The sequence below is a fragment of the Microvirga thermotolerans genome (genome assembly GCF_009363855.1).
GTDB classification, from domain to species: domain Bacteria; phylum Pseudomonadota; class Alphaproteobacteria; order Rhizobiales; family Beijerinckiaceae; genus Microvirga; species Microvirga thermotolerans.
The window spans coordinates 1,735,360-1,754,374 of sequence record NZ_CP045423.1; the positions used below are offsets into that span (position 1 = coordinate 1,735,360).

A 19,015-nucleotide genomic window follows, 5' to 3' on the forward strand; every position below is an offset into this window, starting at 1 on the left:
CCATGGCGTCACGGCGCCGGAAACCGCAGGGCGAGCAGCATCAGAGTGGCGAGCGCACCCATGGCGAGGAGGCCGAAGGCCCAGTCCCGGCGGCGGAAGCGGGGGGCGTTCATGAGCGTGCGGGGGCCGTCCGGCGAAAGCCCGCGCGCTTCCATCGCGACGGCGGTGCGGCCCGCGCGTCGGATCGCGAAGGCGAGGAGCGGGACGATCAGGCCGAAGAGCTCGAAGGGTCCCGGAATGCGCCGCGGCGGGCGCCCGCTCTTCATGGCGCGGGCGAGGCGCATCTGCTGCGCTTCGGAAGCGAGGTCCGGAACGAGCTGCATGACCGCGAACAGGGAGTAGCCGATCCGGGGAGGCAGCCCGAACGTCGCCATCAGGGCGCGGACCATCCCGTCCGGATCGGTGGTGAGGGCAAAGACCATGGAAATCGCGCCGCAGGCGAGAGCCCGCAGGAACAGCGTCATCCCGGCGGAGAAGGCCGGCGATGCGAAGGCGGCCTCCCTGGCCACGTGCAGGGCGAAGTCGCTTTCCCGGTGGAAGAGCAGGGACGTGGTCAGGAAGCCGAGGCCGAACAGGGCGAAGGGAACCGACAGGACGAGGAGCCTGAGCGGCGAAACGGGGCCGAGGATCGCGAGCGCCAGCGCCGGCAGCAGGATGCACGCGAGCTGGAACCGGGCATCGAACACCAGCATGGCGGCGAGGAGCCAGGCGATGCAGACCGCGAGCTTCACGATGGGGTGGATCGTGCTCAGCACGGGGCGCTCCGTCGCAGCCAGAGGCGGGCAGGCGCGCAGGACGGCGCGGCCAGCCCCGCGCATGCCAGGAGCGCCGCATCGAACAGGAGATCTTCAGGCCGCCCTTCCGCCAGGATGCGTCCATCGCCGATCACGATGGCACGCGTGCACAGGCGCAGGGCGAGGTCCATGTCGTGGGTCACGACGGCGAGCGCGCGTCCTTCGCCGCCAAGGGCTGCGATCTGCCCGGCAAGGGCCGCGACGCCCTTCGCATCGAGCCCTGCGGTCGGCTCGTCCAGCACCAGCAGCGGCCAGCGATCCGCGGCCGTGAGGCTGGCGAGGGCAAGCCGCCGCTTCTGGCCCTGGGACAAAGTGAACGGGTGGCGGCGCTCCAGGCCGGAGAGGCTCCAGGCGGCAAGGACGGCGTCGAGGCGGCGGCGCCTCTCGCCCTCCGCCATGCGCTTCGGCAGGGAGGAGAGGATCTCGTCCGCGACGGTTCCGGCGACGAACTGGTTCTCCGGGCGCTGGAAGGCGAGGCCGCCCGGCGCTCCGCGGCGGGTGCCCCCGCGCAGGGGCAGGAGCCCGGCGAGGCACGCCCCGAGAGTCGACTTGCCGGCGCCGTTGGCTCCCAGGATGCCGAGAATCTCGCCCTCGCGGATGGCGAGGTCTATCTCCCGCAGCACCACGGGGCCGCGGTAGGGTGCGCAGTCGGCCTTCCTCAGTTCCGCCACCGCCCGGCCCGCCGGGGCCGCAGGTTCCGGCCGGCGGGAGGCGAGAAAGGCCTCCACGGCGGGACGTGCCTTCGCGAGGGCGGCCGGCGGGACCGTTCCGGGATCGAGATGCGCCAGCGCCTCCTGCACCGAGAGAGGCGGAATGACCGGCGTCATCCCGGCCGCCTCCAGGGCGCCATCGAGATCGCTCGCCGCAGGCCGCCAGATGCCGTGGGAGCGCAGCAGGTCGCGCTTCTCGCGAAACAGCCGGCGCGGCTCGCCCTCGGCGAGGATCGAGCCCTCCGGCCCCAGCACCGCCACCCGGTCGATGGAGCCGATCGGTCCGTCCAGCCTGTGGTCGACGATGAGGACCGTGCGATCCTTCTCCCTTTGCATCAGCAGGCGATGGAGCCGCTCCGCCGCCTGCGGGGCCAGGTGCGCGGTCGGTTCGTCCGCGACGAAGAGCGGCGCGTCCTGAACCAAGGTCGCGGCGAGCGCCACCAGCTGCCGCTCGCCGCCCGACAGGGTCATGGAGCGGCGCTGGAGCCAGCCCTCCGGCAGGCCCGCCCGCTCCATCGCCGCCCGCACGCGGGCCGAGATCTCGGCCGGGGGCAGGGCGCGGTTCTCGAGGGCGAAGGCGATCTCGTCCTCGACCCGCATGCCGCACAGGGTCTGGTCCGCGTCCTGGAAATACTGGGCGACGTCCTTCGCCCAGGCCCAGGGCTGCCGCTCCCTCGCATCGCGCCCGAAGAGAGACACGCTCCCGCGAACCTCTGCCGGGACGCTGCGGGGAATCAGCCCCGTCAGGGTCAGGAGCAGGGTCGACTTGCCCGAGCCGGAGGGCCCGAGGAGGAGGAGCCGCTCGCCCTGCCGGACCGCGAGATCGACCGGGCCGACCGCGTCCCGGGGCGCGAAGGGGTAGCGGACCGATGCGGCCCGCCATTGCGCGGCGGGGATTGGGTCAGGCTGCGACGGAGCGCTTGTCATGGTCGATGGCGAGGCCGGTGAGCGCGCCGGTGCGATAGAGAGCCTCCACGATGACGTGCCCCAGCCAGCCGCCGAGCAGCGCGCCGCTCGCGCAGCGCAGGACGAACATCGCGGCGAGAAGGCCCGGCTGCAGGGCGCCGTAATTGAAGCGGACCCAGGTGTAGGCGAAGGAGAACACCGCCGCGCCGACGCCGGCCGCCATGAGGACGGGGAGCGAGTAGTTCCGCCAGCGGGTCGCTGCGAACACGGCCTCGGCTCCCGCACCCTGGATCGCGCCCGAGAGAAGGAGGATCAGGCCGCCCGGGCTGCCGAGAAGAATCTCGACGCCCGCCGCCAGCACCTCCGCGGCGAAGGCCGCGCCCGGCTTGCGGATGACGGCCGCCGCCACGATGGAGGCGACGAACCAGAAGCCCATCGCCACGTCCATGGCGAGCGGGCCGAACACCGCCTGCGCGATCAGCCAGACCTGGACCCAGGCCAGGTAGAGCACCGCGAAGACGGCGCCGAGCACGGTGACGATGAGGGTTTCCTTGAGAGTCCAGCCGCGTTGACGGAACATGTGCACGATCCCGGGTTGTTTCGGTGAGGGAGAAGGGGAAGAGGAAGGCGGAAGCGGCCGCGCTCAGGCGCGGGTCGGGCTGTTGGCCGACACCTTCATGTCGAGCGCCACATGGCCCTCCGCGGCGCCGAAGCGCAGGAAGGCCTCGCTCAGGGTCGCGAAGACCTGGCCGGCGTCGCCGCGCAGCTTGGTGCAGAAGTTCTTCGACCTGTCGAAGACGCCGGACTGCTTCAGGAAATCGATGCAGCCGTAGATCTCGTCCATGTGGTGCCCGCTGCCGAGCGGGTAGAGCGAGAACTGCGCGGCCACGGGCTGTCCGACGAGCGGCGCGGCCCTGACGGCGGCGAGGGCGGACGCGATGCGCCGGTCGAGCGGGAGAGCGGGGCCCTCCGTCCCGGCGGGCGTGCAGATCGGGTCGTCGGGCTCGCCCGGACAGCCGCGCGAGACGGTTGCCGCCAGAACGCAATGGGTGCCGCCGCTCGCTGCGGCGACGAAAAGGTCGCGCATGGCCGGGAAAAGCCTGTCCGGCGGGCCGACGATGAGGGTCGAGATGTCGTCCGTTTCGATCCGGAACGACGGGCGGTAGGGATCGAGCGCCTTGAGAGCGTCGAGGATGATGCGGACGAAGTCGTCCGCCATGGGATAGAGGGAAATCTGCGCGCCGGAAAACATCGTCGCCTCGCTCCGCTGGTATTATCCAGATCAGCTGAAGGGTCCGCCGGCTTCGCGCCGCCATCTCAGCCCCGGCAATACGGAGCACCCCTGTCGAACGGACGAGGCTTATCACCTTTCGCTGGGGAAATGCAATTGCCATGGAAGCGCCGTGCGGCTCTCCTCCCTGCAAGGGTAGCGGGAAGGAGCGGCGCGGCGGATCCTTACGCCTGCCGCGCCGCCTCGACGAAGGCGTCGAAGACCCTGTGGCCGCGATGGTCGGGGGGCATGGCCTCCGGGTGCCATTGCAGGCCGATGGCGAAGCGGTAGGCGGGAACCTCGATGGCCTCCACCACGCCGTCCGGCGCATGGGCGCAGGCGACGACCTTGCGGGAGACCTCGACCACCGCCTCCCGGTGAAAGGTGTTGACCTCGATCTCCGGCGCGTCCGCCATCCGCGCGAGGGCCGTGCCGGAGACGATGCGGGCGGGGTGCAGGAGGCCTTCGCCGTCGTGGGGAATGATGTCCGGCCGCAGGGCGCGGATCTCCGACACCATGCGGCTGCCATGCAGGCAAGCCAGCATCTGCATGCCGTTGCAGATCCCGAGCACCGGCTTGTCCCTTTCGAGAAAGGCCTCCATCAGCGCCCGGTCCACGGCGAGGCGGTCGGAGCGCGGGAACCGCGAGGCGTCGCCGTCCACGTACCACTCGGTCGGAAAGTTGATGCGGCCGCCGACGCTGATGAAGCCGTCGAACTCCCTCGCCGCGAGCGGCGTGAGGTCGGCCACGTAGGGGATGCCGAAGGGCAGGCCGCCGGCGCGGACGACGGCGTCGAAATAGCTCTTCGACATGTCGTAGCGAGCGCCGCCCGCACTGGTGTTCTCGCCGAGGATGATGGCGATGCGCGGCTTGTCGTTCATGAGGTCCTATCCGTTCACCCGGTCGACGCGGCTCACCACCGGCTTCGTGCGCAGTTCCGCGATGATGGCGTTGAGATGCTTCAGGTCCCACACGGCGAGGTCGATGGTGATGTCCGTGAAGTCCTGCGTGCGGCGCTTCATGGACACGTTGTCGATGTTGCCGTCGTGGTCCGCGATCACCTGCGCGATCTGCGCGAGCGACCCCGGCTCGTTGATGGATTGCAGCTTGATGCGGGCGGGGAAGCGCTGCGGATCGTCGGGCTCCACGTCCCAGCGCACGTCGATCCAGCGGTCCGGCTCGTTGTCGAAGGCCGCCAGCGACGGGGACTGGATCGGGTAGATCGTCACGCCCTCGCCAGGCGTCAGGATGCCGACGATGCGGTCGCCCGGAACCGCGCCGCCCTCCGGCGCGAAGCGCACGGGCATGTCGGCGTTGAGACCGCGGATCGGGATGGGATTGGATCCCTGTTCGCCGAGAGCCTTCGCGGCGCCGTTGGGCTTCCTGGCCTGCGCGGCGGCATCGGAGCCGGCCGTGCGCCGCTCCTCCTTGTAGTCGGGGTAGACCGCGCGGACCACGTCGCCGGAGAACATCTCGCCGCGGCCGACGGCGGCCAGCACGTCCTCGATGGAGGAGCGCGCCAGGCGGGGCAGGGCGCCCTTCAGCTTCTCGTCCGAGAAGACGCGGTGGGCGCGCTCGAAGGCCCGCTCCAGGATCTGCCGCCCGAGTCCCGTGTATTGCTGGCGCACGGCGGCGCGGGTCGCCCGGCGGATGGAGGCCCGAGCCTTGCCGGTGACCACGAGGGACTCCCAGGCCGCCGGGGGAGTCTGTCCCTCCGCGCGGACGATCTCCACCTCGTCGCCGTTCTGCAGCTCCGTGAGGAGGGGGGCCATCCGTCCGTTGATCTTGCAGCCCACCGCCGTATTGCCCACGTCCGTGTGCACCGCATAGGCGAAATCGATGGGCGTCGCGCCGCGGGGCAGGGCGATGAGGCGTCCTTTCGGCGTGAAGCAGAACACCTGGTCGTGGAAGAGCTCGAGCTTGGTGTGCTCCAGGAACTCCTCCGGGGTGTCGCCCTCGGCGAGCAGGTCGATGGTCCGGCGCAGCCATTGATAGGCGCGGCTCTCGGTCGCGAGGCGCGAGGGGTCGTTGACGCCTTCCTTGTAGAGGGCGTGGGCGGCGATGCCGTATTCCGCCACTTCGTCCATGGCATGGGTGCGGATCTGGAGCTCCACCCGCTGGCTGCCGGGACCGATCACGGTGGTGTGGATGGAGCGGTAGTCGTTCTGCTTCGGCGTGGAGATGTAGTCCTTGTAGCGGCCCGGAACCATCGGCCAGCTGGTGTGGACGACGCCGAGTGCCCGGTAGCAGGCGTCCACCGTGTCGACGATCACCCGGAAGCCGAAGATGTCGGACAGCTGCTCGAAGGAGACGGACTTGCGCTCCATCTTGCGCCAGATCGAGTAGGGTCGCTTCTGCCGCCCCGTGACGGTCGCCTCGATCCCCTGCGCCTTGAGCTTGGCCGTGAGGTCGCGCTCGATCTCGTCGACCAGCTTCTCGCTCTTCGCGGTGAGCTCGCGCAGGTGCCGGCTGATCGCCTCGTAGGCCTCCGGGTCCAGGTGCTGGAAGCTGAGATCCTCCAGTTCCTCGCGCATCTCCTGGATGCCCATGCGCCCGGCGAGGGGGGCATAGATGTCCAGGGTCTCCTCGGCGATGCGCTTGCGCTTCTCCGGGGGCATGAACTGGAGCGTGCGCATGTTGTGCAGCCGGTCCGCAAGCTTGACCAGCAGGACGCGCACGTCGTCGGCGATGGCGAGCAGCAGCTTGCGGAAGTTCTCCCCCTGGGCCGCCTGCTTGGAGACGAGGTCGAGGCGCTTGATCTTGGTGAGCCCGTCGACGAGAGCCCCGATCTGGGGGCCGAAGGTCTTGTTGATCTCCTCCAGCGTCGCCTGGGTATCCTCGACCGTGTCGTGGAGCACGGCGGCGGCGATGGTGGCGTCGTCCAGCTTGAGATCGGTGAGGATGGCGGCGACTTCGAGGGGATGGCCGAAGAACAGGTCGCCGGAAGCCCGCTTCTGGTTGCCATGGGCCATCATGGCATACACGTAAGCGCGGTTGAGAAGCGCCTCATCGGTCGAGGGGTTGTAGCGCTTGACCCGCTCGACAAGTTCATACTGGCGCATCATCCGGCGGCCATCTCCTTTCCGATCCGTGTAGCTGGCTGAAGTTAAAAGGATATTGTGGAAGGGCGCGCCACCGCAAGGTTTCTTGCCGCGCCCGTCGTGCCGACCAGAAAAAAAGCCCGGCCGGAGCCGGGCTTTCGACAGTCGTCCTATCGCAGGGAGCGGAGGCTACTCGCGCTCGTCGTCGTCCGAACCGCTGTTGCTCGGGGGAACGAGGCCTTCGAGCCCGCGCAGCAGGTCTTCCTCGCTCATGCGGTCGAACTGGACGTCCGTGTCGTTGTCGCCGCGGGCGGTCGCGGACGCGGCGGCGGCGGTGTTGCCGAGAAGCGGCACGGCCTCGGCCTCCGGCTCGTCCACCTCGACGTATTTCTGCATCGAGTGGATGAGCTGCTCCTTGAGGTCGTCGGGGGCGATGGTCTCCTCGGCGATCTCCCGCAGCGCCACCACGGGGTTCTTGTCGCGGTCGCGGTCGACCGTGAGCGGCGAACCCGAGGAAATCAGGCGGGCGCGATGGCTGGCCAGCAGCACGAGCTCAAACCGGTTCTCGACCTTGTCGATGCAATCTTCGACGGTCACACGAGCCATGAAGAGGCTCCTTCTTGAGGTTCGGGAATTTCGGAAGACGCACCCGTTACACCGGATCGCCCGGGAAGACAAGGGATCCCTGAGGATCCTCAAGGATCCCCGGCCCTTTGCCCGGTTCCGCTCCGCACGGCTGCGCCGGTTCCTACCGTTGCGGTATATGGCATGTGGAGCGGAAGTCGCAAGGAACGATGCGGGTCCTCCTTCATGGGGCCCTGGCCTCTCTGGCCCTCGCGCCTCTTCTGCCGCTCTGGGGACGTCTCGCCGAATCCGGCCGGATCGACGCCTGCCTGAATGCGGCGGCCGCTGGAACTATGAACAGGGCAAGTGCGAAGGGGAACGCCCCGCACCTTGACTTGGCCGGCTCCCGGTGCGAGTCCCGCCAGGTTTCTTATGGATTCAGGGGCGGTTTCGCATGAAGCGCGCATTCATCTTCCCCGGGCAGGGGAGCCAAGCGGTCGGAATGGGCAAGGCCCTCGCGGAGAATTTTCCGCAGGCCCGGGCGGTGTTCGACGAGGTGGACGATGCGCTCTCCCAGAAGCTCTCGACGCTCATGTGGGAAGGGCCCGCCGACGACCTCACCCTCACGGCCAATGCCCAGCCGGCGCTGATGGCGGTCAGCCTGGCGGCGATGCGGGTGCTGGAGGCCGAGGCCGGGCTCGACCTCAAGGCCCAGGCCGCCTTCGTCGCCGGCCATTCCCTGGGAGAATATTCCGCTCTCGCCGCCGCCGGCAGCCTCTCCGTGGCCGACACGGCGCGGCTCCTGCGCATCCGCGGCAATGCCATGCAGAGCGCCGTCCCGGTGGGGCAGGGCGCCATGGCGGCTCTTCTCGGCCTCGAATACGAGGCGGCCCTCGAGGTCGCCCGCGAGGCGGCGCAGGGGGAGGTCTGCGACGCGGCCAACGACAACGGCGGCGCCCAGGTGGTGGTGTCCGGTCACAAGGCCGCGGTGGAGCGGGCGGTCGCCATCGCCCAGGGCAAGGGCGCCAAGCGGGCGGTGATGCTCAACGTCTCCGCTCCCTTCCACAGCGCGCTCATGGCTCCGGCGGCCGAGGCGATGCGCGAGGCGCTCGCCACGGTCGCGGTCCATGCTCCGGCCGTTCCCCTGGTCGCCAACGTGACGGCCGCTCCCGTGACCGATCCCGATGCGATCCGCGAAGGCCTCGTCCGCCAGGTGACGGGGACGGTGCGCTGGCGCGAGAGCGTCGCCTTCATGGCCGCCCAGGGCGTCGAGTCCTTCGTGGAGGTCGGCTCCGGCAAAGTCCTGACGGGCCTCGTCAAGCGCATCGCCCCGGGGGCGACGGGCTCCGCCGTCGGCACGCCCGAGGATGTCGCCGCCTTCAAAGCTTCCCTCCAAGGATAAGGACAGCCCCATGTTCGATCTCACCGGCCGCAAGGCTCTCGTGACCGGCGCCACCGGCGGCATCGGCGGCGCCATCGCCCGCGCCCTCCACGCCCAGGGCGCGACCGTCGCCCTGTCCGGCACCCGCCGCGCCGCCCTCGACGAATTGGCGGGCGCCCTCGGGGAGCGGGTCCATGTGATCGAGGCGAACCTGGCCGACAAGGATTCGGTCGAAGCTCTCGTCCCGGCTGCGGAATCGGCCATGGACGGCCTCGACATCCTGGTCAACAACGCCGGCGTCACCCGCGACAACCTGTTCCTGCGCATGAAGGACGAGGAGTGGGACACGGTCCTCGCCGTGAACCTGACCGCCGCCTTCCGTCTGTCCCGCGCGGCGGTGAAGGGCATGATGCGCCGCCGCTACGGGCGGATCGTCAACATCGGCTCGGTGGTCGGCTCCACGGGCAATCCGGGCCAGGGGAACTACGCCGCCTCCAAGGCGGGCCTGGTGGGCATGACCAAGGCCCTGGCGGCCGAGGTGGCCAGCCGCAACATCACCGTGAACTGCGTCGCGCCGGGCTTCATCGAATCTCCCATGACCGATGCCCTCAACGAGAAGCAGAAGGAGGCGATCCTCGGCACGATCCCCATGGGCCGCCTCGGCCAGGGTGGCGAAATTGCAGCGTCGGTCGTCTACCTCGCCTCGTCCGAAGCCGGCTACGTCACGGGGCACACGCTCCACGTGAACGGCGGAATGGCCATGTTCTAGAGACACTTGCGGCCGGGGGCGAAATCTGTTCGCGAGCCCCGGCCAGCCTCTCGCCAGACGCGTCAAGCTTGTGTTAATCATGAGTCCGTTCGGGTCGGAGGGGTTGACCGACGCTGAAAAATGCGGCTTTGCACGGCATAAGGCAGTCGTTTCGGCGTTAACAGCTGAGCAGCTGATCTGAGTTTCAATTTCAATCCGCCCAGTTCCTGAGGCGGCAGCCACTGAGGAAAATACGATGAGTGACGTCGCTGATCGCGTGAAGAAGATCGTTGTCGAGCACCTGGGCGTCGACGCCGAGAAGGTGACCGACAATGCCAACTTCATCGACGACCTGGGCGCCGACAGCCTTGATACCGTCGAGCTCGTCATGGCGTTCGAGGAAGAGTTCAACGTCGAGATCCCGGACGACGCGGCCGAGACGATCGTGACGGTCGGCGACGCGATCCGTTTCCTCGAGAAGAATGCGGCCTAACAAGGCGTTCGGGCGTCGGGCGATTCCATCCGACGCCCTATTTTTGTTCATGGGGCAGGAAACGGCATGAGGCGCGTTGTCATCACAGGTCTTGGCATGGTCACGCCGCTCGGATGCGGCGTCGAGGCGACGTGGTCACGGATCCTGAAGGGCGAGAGCGGCGCCGGCCGGATCGAGACGTTCCGGGTGGACGATCTCGCCTGCCAGATCGCCTGCCAGATCCCGACCGGCGACGGCTCCGACGGCACCTTCAACGCCGACCAGTGGATGGAGCCCAAGGAGCAGCGCAAGGTCGATCCGTTCATCGTCTACGCCATGGCCGCGGCGACCCAGGCCCTCGACGACGCGGGCTGGAAGCCGACGACCTACGAGGACCAGTGCGCCTCCGGCGTGCTCATCGGTTCCGGCATCGGCGGCATCGGCGGCATCTACGAGGCCTCCCAGACCCTGATCGAGCGCGGCCCCCGCCGCATCTCCCCCTTCTTCATCCCGGGCCGCCTCATCAACCTGGCGGGCGGCTACGTCTCCATCGCGCACGGGCTGAAGGGCCCGAACAACGCGGTGGTCACCGCCTGCTCCACCGGCTCCCACGCCATCGGCGACGCGGCGCGCCTCATCGCCCTGGGCGATGCGGAGGTCATGGTGGCGGGCGGCACGGAATCGCCCATCAACCGCCTGTCCATCGCGGGCTTCGCCGCCTGCCGGGCCCTGTCCACGAGCTTCAACGACGACCCGACCCGGGCCTCCCGTCCCTACGACAAGGACCGCGACGGCTTCGTCATGGGCGAGGGCGCCGGGGTGGTGGTGCTCGAGGAGTACGAGCACGCCAAGGCCCGCGGGGCCAAGATCTACGCCGAGGTGATCGGCTACGGCCTGTCGGGGGACGCCTATCACATCACCTCGCCCTCCGAGGACGGGGACGGCGCCTATCGCTGCATGAGCGCCGCCATCAAGCGCGCGGGCATCTCTCCCTCGGAGATCGACTACATCAACGCCCACGGCACCTCGACCCCGCTCGGCGACGAGCTGGAGCTCAAGGCGGTGGAGCGCATCGTCGGCAACGCGGCGGGCAAGCTCGCCATGTCCTCCACCAAGTCGGCCATCGGCCACCTGCTGGGCGCGGCGGGTGCCGTCGAGGCCATCTTCTCCATCCTCGCGATGCGGGACGGGATCGTTCCTCCGACCCTCAACCTCGACAATCCCTCCGTCGAGACCGCCATCGACCTGGTGCCCCACAAGGCGAAGAAGAAGGAGATCAACGTGGCTCTCTCGAACTCCTTCGGCTTCGGCGGGACCAACGCCTCCCTGATCTTCCGTCGCGCGGCCTGAGCCGCGCGAGGGCGCTCTACGGCTTTTCGCCATAATCCCCGTTAGGGTGTCGAAGAGCCGGAACACCGCCGGCGGGCACCGGAAAAGCGACGTGATGTTCGGCCGAAAGAAGAAAACTCCTCCTCCCGCTGACATGGCGTCCCAGGACGTGCAGCAGCCCCGCGTCGCGCCGCGCTCTCCGAGCGAGGCCATCAAGCCCATGGCGGCGCCGCCCCCGCCGCCGCGCCTGCGCTGCCGGCGGGGAGGCATGCTCTCCCTGCTCAGCGGCTTTCTGACCCTCTTCGTCGCCATCGCCGTGGCGGTGGCGTTCGGCTTCGGCGTGATGCACCGGGAGGTCACGGCCAGGGGGCCGCTGCAGAACGACAAGGTGGTGCTCATTCCGAAGAACACGGGCACCAACGAAATCGCCGACATCCTCAAGCAGGAGGGGGTGATCGAGCGTCCGCTCCTCTTCGAGATCTATGCCCTGGTGAACCGGCAGCGCGGCCAGCTCAAGGCGGGCGAATTCCTGTTCAAGGCGGGGACCAGCATCGAGGAGGCCATCGAGACCCTGGTCCAGGGCAAGGCGATCCTTCACTCGGTCACCATTCCCGAGGGGCTCACCAGCCAGCAGATCGTCGCCAGGCTCTACGAGAACGACATCCTGACCGGCGACGTGCTGGAGACGCCGCGCGAAGGGACCCTCCTGCCCGATACCTACAAGTTCGAGCGCGGGACGACCCGCCAGCAGATCATCAACTCCATGCAGACGGCCCATCGCCAGGCCCTGTCCCAGATCTGGCAGCGCCGCTCCGCCGACCTGCCGGTCAAGACGCCTCAGGAACTCGTGATCCTGGCCTCCATCGTCGAAAAGGAGACGGGCCGTGCCGACGAGCGGCCCCGGGTCGCCGGGGTATTCATCAACCGGCTGATGAAGCGGATGAAGCTGCAGTCGGATCCGACCATCGTGTACGGTCTCGTCGGCGGCAAGGGCACCCTCGGCCGCGGCATCATGAAGAGCGAGATCGAGACCGCGACGCCCTACAATACCTACGTCATCGAGGGGCTGCCGCCAGGGCCCATCGCCAATCCCGGCCGCGCCGCCATGGAGGCGGTGGCGAACCCGTCGCGGACGAAGGAGCTCTACTTCGTCGCCGACGGGTCGGGCGGCCACGCCTTCGCCGAAACCTACGAGCAGCACCAGCGCAACGTGGCCCGCTGGCGGCAGGCGGAGAAGGCGCGCGCGGCCGAGCCCGACGTGGACCGGGTGGACCCGGAGGCGGATATGCGCGGCACCATCGCACCGCCGTCCGGCGGCCTGCCGGACGGCAAGCGCAGCAAGGCGTTCGACGCGAGCGAGGGTACCAGCAAGGACCCGCTGAAGAACAAGACCTTCGACCTCAACTCGCCCAAGACCGTTCCCGTCCTGAGCCAGCCCTGAAGCCGGGCATTTCCGCAGCCTCGCTGCTTGTGGCGCGGCGCGGCCGCCATTATGGTCGCGCCGACTTTCCTGAGCGCCCGAGGTTCACCGCATGGCGATTGCGAGCATGACCGGTTTCGCCCGCGAGGCCGGTATCACCGGCCCCTATCAGTGGGCCTGGGAGATCAAGACCGTGAACGGCCGCGGGCTCGAGGTGCGCGTGCGGACGCCGGCCGGGCTGGAGGCCGTCGGCGAGGAGGCGCGGAACCAGATCCTCAAGGCCCTGACCCGCGGCCAGGGGCAGCTGAACCTGACTCTCGTGCGCACCTCCACCGCCCCGAAGCTCCGGGTGAACCAGGAGGCGCTTCAATCGCTCCTGTCCGCCATCGGCGCCCTGTCCTTGCCGGAGACGGTGAAACCCGCCTCCCTCGACGGATTGCTGGCCGTGCGCGGCGTCGTGGAGATCGACGAGGGCGCGGCGGAGCCGGGCCAGGACGAGGCGCTCGTTCCCGCGCTCAGGAGCGCCGTGGCGCCGCTCGTCGAATCGCTCAAGACGGCCCGGCTTCAGGAAGGGCTGTCCCTGGCGGGCGTGCTGCGGCGGCAGCTCGATCTGATCGCGGAGCTGGTCGACCAAGCCGAAGCCGCCCCGGCGCGGCAGCCGGAAGCCGTCCGGGCCAAGCTTCAGGCGCAGATCGCGCAGATCCTCGAAGCCGGCGGTTCGACGCTCGACCCGGCGCGGCTCCACCAGGAGGCGGTGTTGATCGCAGCCCGCGCCGACATCCGCGAGGAACTGGACCGGCTGCGCGCCCATGTGGAAGCGGCCCGGGGGCTCCTCGCCGAAGGGGGCGCCGTCGGGCGGCGGCTCGATTTTCTCGCGCAGGAATTCGGCCGCGAGGCCAACACGCTCTGCGCGAAGGCGAACGACGTCGCCCTCTCGCGCATCGGGCTCGAGCTGAAGGCGGTCGTCGAGCAGTTCCGCGAGCAGGTGCAGAACGTGGAATGACGGAGTTGAAAGTGGTTGAACTCAAGCGGCGCGGCCTTCTGCTGATCCTGTCCTCCCCGTCGGGAGCCGGAAAATCGACCCTGACCCGCAACCTGGTGCGGGAGGACCGCGGAATCCGCCTGTCGATTTCCGTGACGACCCGCGCCAAGCGCCCCTCCGAGATCAACGGGGTGCACTATCACTTCATCGAGGATATCGCCGATTTCGAGGAGATGCGCGACCGGGGCGACCTTCTCGAATGGGCGCAGGTGCACGGCAACTACTACGGCACGCCGCGCAAGCCCGTGGAGCAGGCGCTCGCCCGCGGCGAGGACGTGATGTTCGACATCGACTGGCAGGGCACCCGCCAGATCGCCGAGAAGATGCGCTCCGACGTGGTCAGCGTCTTCATCCTGCCGCCCTCCATGGCGGAGCTGAAGGCGCGCCTCGAGCGGCGGGCCGAGGACACGCCGGAGGTGATCGCGCGGCGGCTGCGCAACGCGCGCGACGAGATCGCCCAATGGGCGGCCTACGACTACGTTCTGATCAACGACGATCTCGACCGGACCTTCGGCGACCTGAAGTCGATTCTGGCCGCTGAGCGCCTGCGCCGGGAGCGGCAGGTGGAGCTCGCCGGCTTCATCGACGAACTGCTTGCAGCGCCGGTGGAGTAGGGCGTCGGCCTCCCGTCCTCCGCGCCGCGTTCCGCGGCCGTCCGGGAAACGCCGGCCCGTGTCCCTCTCCGCAACGGGAGGCGCAGCGGATCATGCTGCCACTGTCGTTCCGGGACGGTCCGGAGGACGGGGCCCATGACCTCCGAGCTTTATAAGAAAGACGCAGCGGTTGTCGTCGCTGTCGCTCTGCCCAGCAAGCGGTTATGGGTTCCGGGCTCGCCTGCGGCGCTCCGGAATGACGAGCGCTGCTCTCTTCCCCATAATGAAATGGGCCTGCCCGAAGTCTACCGGCTGCGCGGCGTCTCTCCGAACCGCGCCGCGTCGAGCGCATTCGCCAGCGCCACATAGCTCTCCACCGGCACGTTCTCGGCCCTGACGGTCTCGTCGAGGCCCGCGGCCGCAATGACGGCGGTCGGGTCGGGCGTCAGGGATTTCAGGCTCTGCCGCAGCATCTTTCGCCGCTGGCCGAAGGCGGCGCGGGTGACGGCTTCCAGGGTTCTGATCCGGCAGGGCAGGGGATCCGGGCGCGGCACGAGGTGGACCACGCTCGACGTGATCTTGGGCGGGGGCACGAAGGCCGAGGGCGGCACGTCGAAGAGGATGCGCGCTCTCGTCCGCCAGCCGCAAAGGACTCCGAGGCGGCCGTAGTTCTTCGGATCGGTCTCGTCGGCCACGATCCGCTCGGCCACCTCCCTCTGGAACATCAAGGTGAGCGAGTCCCACCAGGGCGGCCAGTCCTCTCCGGAGAGCCACCCGGTCAGGAGGGCGGTCCCCACGTTGTAGGGCAGGTTCGAGATGATCCGCACCGTGCCATCGCCGACCATCGGCCGCGGATCGAAGGCGAGGGCGTCGGCTTCGACCACGTCGAGGCGCCCCGGATAGCGGGCGGCGATCTCGGCAAGGGCCGGGAGGCAGCGCGAGTCGCGCTCGATGGCGACGAGCCTCTTCGCTCCGGCGGCGAGGATGGCGCGGGTCAGCCCGCCGGGACCGGGGCCGACCTCGATCACGGTCGCCTCCTCCAGGGGGCCCGCCGAGCGGGCGATGCGGCTCGTCAGATTGAGGTCGAACAGGAAATTCTGGCCGAGGGACTTCTTCGCCATGAGCCCATGGGCGCGCACCACCTCGCGCAGGGGAGGCAGATCGTCGATCCGGCTCATGAGCCTGCGTCCCTGCCCGACAAACGGGCGGCGAGCCGCAGGGCGGCCAGGAGGCTGTCCGGGCGGGCGGCACCTCTCCCCGCGATATCGAAGGCGGTGCCGTGGTCCGGCGACGTGCGGACGAAGGGAAGGCCGAGGGTCACGTTCACCGCCTCGTCGAAAGCGATGGTCTTGATGGGGATCAGGGCCTGGTCATGGTACATGGCGAGCGCCGCGTCGTAGCGGCTGCGCGCCCGGGCATGGAACATGGTGTCCGCCGGCAGAGGCCCCGTGGCCTCGATCCCGTCGGCGCGCAGGATCTCCACCGCCGGCGCGACGATCCGCTCGTCCTCGTGTCCCATGGCGCCGTTCTCGCCCGCATGCGGGTTGAGGCCAGCGAGGGCGAGCCTCGGGCGGGCGATTCCGAACCTCTCGCGAAGATCCTTCGCCACGATGCGGCCGGTCCGGACGATGAGGTCCGTGGTCAGGGCGCCCGGAACGGCGGAGAGGGGAATGTGCACCGTCACCGGCACCACGGCGAGCGTCTCGCTCCAGAGCATCATGACCGGGTGGGGTTCCTCTCCGCCCTGCGCGGCGAGGGAGGCCAGGAACTCCGTATGGCCGGGATGGCGGAAGCCCGCCTCGTAGAGCACGTGCTTGGCGATGGGGTTAGTGACCACCGCCGCGCCCTCGCCGCCGCGCACGAGGGCGACGGCGGTCTCGATGGACTCGATCACGGCGCGGGCCTGGGCCGGGTCGGGCCGGCCCGGACGAGCGCCGGCGACCCGCTCGCCGAGGGGAATGACCGGCAGCGCCTCGTCGAAGACCGACGCCGCTTCCGACGGCGCCACAGCCCGCACGGGGACGCGCCATCCGAAAGTGCCGGCCAGAGAGGCGAGATGGTCGGGATCGGCGACGGCGGCGAAGGGAGCGATCCCCTCCTCCCGCCGGAGCCAGGCCATCAGGGTCAGTTCGGGGCCGATCCCGGCGGGGTCGCCCAGCGTCAGGAGGAGCGGGCGCGGCGCCTGCGCGATCACTTGGCCGCAACGCCGTCTTGCGACGACTCGCCTCCGCCGATGTTCTGGTTGAACGTCACTTCGCCGAGCGTCCGCAGTTCGAGGCGCAGGAGAACCGTGTGGTTGCGGTCCTTCTCGCCCGAGGTGATCGAGACGTCGCGCGGGGAGACCGAGTAGCTCACGGTGAAGACGGTGCACTCGTCCACGTAGCCGAGGCCGACCGACATGGAACTCACATAGACCGAGTTCTGGCGGTTGTAGACCGCCGCCGCCGGGTTGGCGGCGTACTGGAGGGCGAAGGCATCGCGCGCCAGCAGGTAGCGGTCGAGGTCGAGGAGGAGCGAGCCGGTCAGATACCAGTTCGGGGTGATGTTCCACGTGCCCGAGGTCAGGATGCCCTCGCGGCGGTGATCGAAGCCGATCTCCGGCTGGGCGGCGTAGCGGGCATAGGTGAGGCTGGCGGTGAACGGGATGTACGGGTTGAAGTTCGCCGTCACGCCGGTCTCGATGCGGTTGACGTCGAGGTTGTCCTTGTCGAAGCGGCCGCGGGCCACGAATGTGAAGTTCTTGTTCGGCGAGAGCTGGAACCGGCCCACGTAGTCCGAGACGCGCGTGTCGAGACCGGAGGACAGGCCCGTGTTCACCAGGTCGGGCTTCGCGAAGGAGTTCGTCCCGGCGATCTGATAGGACTGGCCGAAGAGCAGGTTCGCGTAGAAGTCGTTCGCGCCGGTGACGGTGTACTGGATGCCGACATTGGCGCGGGTGCCGCCCTCGACCCTGTCGTAGCCGGAGAACTTGTTCCAGTCGAAGAGGGACGTGTCCTCGAAGACGAGGCTCTGCGCATCCTCGTTGGGAAGCTTACCGATCCGGGTCTCGCTCGGGCGGGCGATGATCTGCGCGATGGGCTCGATCACCTGCTTGCCGGAAGTTCCGAGGCTCGCGACGAACGGGAAGCGGTACTCAAGGCCGATGGCCGGCATGCCGCGGAAGGAGAACTCGTCGTCGCCGCTGATGAAGTTCGGCAGCTGGTTGTTCTGATAACCCGTCAGGTCGGGGGACACCTTGAAGGCGTCTCCCCGCACATAGGCGAAGGGCGTCCAGACCTGGCCGGCCTGGTCGATGAACTCCCGCCGCCAGGACAGGTTCACCGAGGCGCGGGTCGTCGCGCCGCTGATGCCGCGCACGAGGCAGGAGCCCTTCTCGAACACGGCGCAGGTCTCGTAGAGGCCGAAGAGATAGGTAAGCTGCTTCGGCACCTGCTGGTACTGGGCCGCCTGCCGGGTCAGGCTCGTCACGTTCGCATCGATCGTGAGCTCGCCGCCGATCCCGGCGGGCGTGATGCGCTTGTTGTAGTCGACGACGGGGGCGACGACGGGCTGCTGCTTCTGCCAGTCCGTGCTGGACAGGCCCTGGAAGTAGTAGCCGCGCATGTCGAAGAACGAGCGGTCGCCGACACCCTGCAGGTAAAGGGTCGAGATCGACTCCTTTATGTAGAGGGAGCTCAGGCTCTCGCTGCGGATGCGGTAGTTCTGGAGGAACCACTTGTCGGAAACGAGGGCGATGTCCCAGCCCCATTTCCAGCGCTCGTTGAGATAGAACAGGCCGGTCGATTCCAGGGAGCCGCGCTCCGTGCGGTCGCCTGGACCATAGGGGGAGGCGAGAAACGCGGCCGGCTCCTGTTGGGAGATGCCCGAGGCGCGGATGTTGTAGGTGCCGTTGTCGAGCCGGTGCCGCCACTCCACCTGGCCCAGAAGGCCCTGCCGGGTCAGGTAGGTCGGCGTGATGGTGAGGTCGTAATTGGGCGCCAGGTTCCAGAAGAACGGGACCGAGAGTCCGTAGCCCAGGGAATTCGAGTAGACGTAGCGCGGCGACAGGAAGCCGGTCTTGCGCTTCACCGTCGGGTCCGGCGTCCAGAAATAGGGCAGGTACGCGACGGGGATGCCGTAAACCTCGAGCGTCGCATCCTCGTAGTAGATGGTCTGCTCGCTGTTGTTGTGGATGATCTTGGCGGCCTTCACCTGCCAGAGCGGCGGCTTTTCCGGATTCTCCTTGCACGGTTCGCAGGCCGTGTAGGTGCCGCGCTCGAACACGGTGGTCTCGCCCTCCGACCGCTCGGCGCGGGGCGAGGAGAACCGGGTCGTGACGGGGACGCCGTTCTCCACGGTCTTCTGGACCACACGCAGCGAATCGATGAAGCCGTTCTTGAAGTCGTCGGTCAGCTCGAATCGGGAACCGGTGGTGACGCCGCCCTTCTCGTCGGTCAGGCGGGCATTGCCTTCCGCATAGACGCGGCCGGTGTTCCGGTCGTAGGTGACCCGGTCGGCCTGGAGGGTACGGCCCTGGTAGTTCAGCTGCACGTCGCCGGAGGCCGAAATCGTGTTCTTGTCGTTGTCGTAGACGATTTCCTTGGCGTCGACGAGGAGGCGGTCGGTGCCCGTGCCGGACTGCGCCTGGCTGCCGAGCCGCTCGTTGAGGGTCTGGGCAAGGACGGGGGTCGACCCGACGGCGCACAGAAGCGCCATCGCGACCGCAGACGTTGCGATCGTTGTCCTGACCCGAGCCATCATCACTC

General features: G+C 68.7%; 17 protein-coding genes and 1 riboswitch. Of the genes, 7 read left to right on the forward strand and 10 right to left on the reverse strand.

Annotated elements, in window-relative coordinates:
- Window positions 1-8: 8 nt before the first annotated feature.
- The 7 genes from GDR74_RS08105 to rpoZ form a co-directional block, all read right to left on the reverse strand.
- A complete protein-coding gene (locus tag GDR74_RS08105; protein ID WP_152585834.1) occupies window positions 9-755 on the reverse strand; it encodes an energy-coupling factor transporter transmembrane component T in 747 nt (248 codons plus the stop codon).
- Window positions 749-2,431: an ABC transporter ATP-binding protein gene (locus GDR74_RS08110; protein WP_152585835.1), complete on the reverse strand. Its 1,683-nt coding sequence runs from the start codon at window positions 2,429-2,431 to the stop codon at window positions 749-751. The genes GDR74_RS08105 and GDR74_RS08110 overlap by 7 nt, the downstream gene beginning before the upstream one ends.
- Window positions 2,406-2,990 carry an ECF transporter S component gene (locus GDR74_RS08115; protein WP_152585836.1) on the reverse strand — a complete coding sequence of 195 codons (585 nt, stop codon included), beginning with the start codon at window positions 2,988-2,990 and terminating at the stop codon, window positions 2,406-2,408. Before GDR74_RS08115 ends, GDR74_RS08110 begins: the two co-directional genes overlap by 26 nt.
- A 63-nt stretch (window positions 2,991-3,053) precedes the next feature.
- Window positions 3,054-3,662, reverse strand: a complete 609-nt coding sequence (locus GDR74_RS08120) for a YkoF family thiamine/hydroxymethylpyrimidine-binding protein (RefSeq protein ID WP_152585837.1) — start codon at window positions 3,660-3,662, stop codon at window positions 3,054-3,056.
- Window positions 3,653-3,764: riboswitch (TPP riboswitch) on the reverse strand. (Overlaps the previous gene by 10 nt.)
- 101 nt (window positions 3,765-3,865) lie before the next feature.
- Window positions 3,866-4,561 (reverse strand): gamma-glutamyl-gamma-aminobutyrate hydrolase family protein, encoded by a 696-nt coding sequence (locus GDR74_RS08125; RefSeq protein WP_152585838.1) that lies wholly within the window; start codon window positions 4,559-4,561, stop codon window positions 3,866-3,868.
- Between the two features lie 6 nt (window positions 4,562-4,567).
- Entirely contained in the window at window positions 4,568-6,745 is a 2,178-nt protein-coding gene (locus GDR74_RS08130) for a RelA/SpoT family protein (RefSeq protein ID WP_152585839.1), read from the reverse strand.
- A gap of 165 nt (window positions 6,746-6,910) precedes the next feature.
- Window positions 6,911-7,327: a DNA-directed RNA polymerase subunit omega gene (gene rpoZ / locus GDR74_RS08135; protein WP_152585840.1), complete on the reverse strand. Its 417-nt coding sequence runs from the start codon at window positions 7,325-7,327 to the stop codon at window positions 6,911-6,913.
- Window positions 7,328-7,739: 412 nt separating this feature from the next.
- On the opposite strand from rpoZ, the gene fabD reads away from it, so the two are divergent.
- The 7 genes from fabD to gmk all read left to right on the forward strand — a co-directional run bounded on the left by fabD (window position 7,740) and on the right by gmk (window position 14,291).
- Window positions 7,740-8,687, forward strand: coding sequence for an ACP S-malonyltransferase (fabD, locus tag GDR74_RS08140; protein ID WP_152585841.1), 948 nt, complete (start codon window positions 7,740-7,742; stop codon window positions 8,685-8,687).
- A 10-nt stretch (window positions 8,688-8,697) separates the two neighbouring features.
- Window positions 8,698-9,435, forward strand: coding sequence for a 3-oxoacyl-[acyl-carrier-protein] reductase (gene fabG / locus GDR74_RS08145; protein WP_152585842.1), 738 nt, complete (start codon window positions 8,698-8,700; stop codon window positions 9,433-9,435).
- 235 nt (window positions 9,436-9,670) lie between these two features.
- On the forward strand, window positions 9,671-9,907 hold the full coding sequence (locus GDR74_RS08150) for an acyl carrier protein (protein WP_109597860.1): 237 nt from the start codon (window positions 9,671-9,673) through the stop codon (window positions 9,905-9,907).
- 66 nt (window positions 9,908-9,973) lie between these two features.
- Window positions 9,974-11,236 (forward strand): beta-ketoacyl-ACP synthase II, encoded by a 1,263-nt coding sequence (gene fabF / locus GDR74_RS08155; protein WP_152585843.1) that lies wholly within the window; start codon window positions 9,974-9,976, stop codon window positions 11,234-11,236.
- 94 nt (window positions 11,237-11,330) lie between these two features.
- Entirely contained in the window at window positions 11,331-12,656 is a 1,326-nt protein-coding gene (mltG, locus tag GDR74_RS08160; RefSeq protein WP_152587698.1) for an endolytic transglycosylase MltG, read from the forward strand.
- Window positions 12,657-12,747: 91 nt separating this feature from the next.
- Complete coding sequence (locus GDR74_RS08165) at window positions 12,748-13,638, forward strand: YicC/YloC family endoribonuclease (RefSeq protein ID WP_152585844.1); 891 nt, start codon at window positions 12,748-12,750, stop codon at window positions 13,636-13,638.
- An 11-nt stretch (window positions 13,639-13,649) separates the two neighbouring features.
- Window positions 13,650-14,291, forward strand: a complete 642-nt coding sequence (gene gmk / locus GDR74_RS08170) for a guanylate kinase (RefSeq protein WP_246180009.1) — start codon at window positions 13,650-13,652, stop codon at window positions 14,289-14,291.
- A gap of 284 nt (window positions 14,292-14,575) precedes the next feature.
- On the opposite strand, the gene rsmA is transcribed toward gmk, so the two are convergent.
- The 3 genes from rsmA to GDR74_RS08185 are packed head-to-tail and all read right to left on the reverse strand — an operon-like array spanning window position 14,576 to window position 18,965.
- On the reverse strand, window positions 14,576-15,448 hold the full coding sequence (rsmA, locus tag GDR74_RS08175) for a 16S rRNA (adenine(1518)-N(6)/adenine(1519)-N(6))-dimethyltransferase RsmA (RefSeq protein WP_152585846.1): 873 nt from the start codon (window positions 15,446-15,448) through the stop codon (window positions 14,576-14,578).
- Complete coding sequence (pdxA, locus tag GDR74_RS08180; RefSeq protein WP_152587699.1) at window positions 15,445-16,461, reverse strand: 4-hydroxythreonine-4-phosphate dehydrogenase PdxA; 1,017 nt, start codon at window positions 16,459-16,461, stop codon at window positions 15,445-15,447. Before pdxA ends, rsmA begins: the two co-directional genes overlap by 4 nt.
- Window positions 16,461-18,965 (reverse strand): LPS-assembly protein LptD, encoded by a 2,505-nt coding sequence (locus tag GDR74_RS08185; protein ID WP_246180016.1) that lies wholly within the window; start codon window positions 18,963-18,965, stop codon window positions 16,461-16,463. The genes pdxA and GDR74_RS08185 overlap by 1 nt, the downstream gene beginning before the upstream one ends.
- Window positions 18,966-19,015 lie beyond the last annotated feature (50 nt).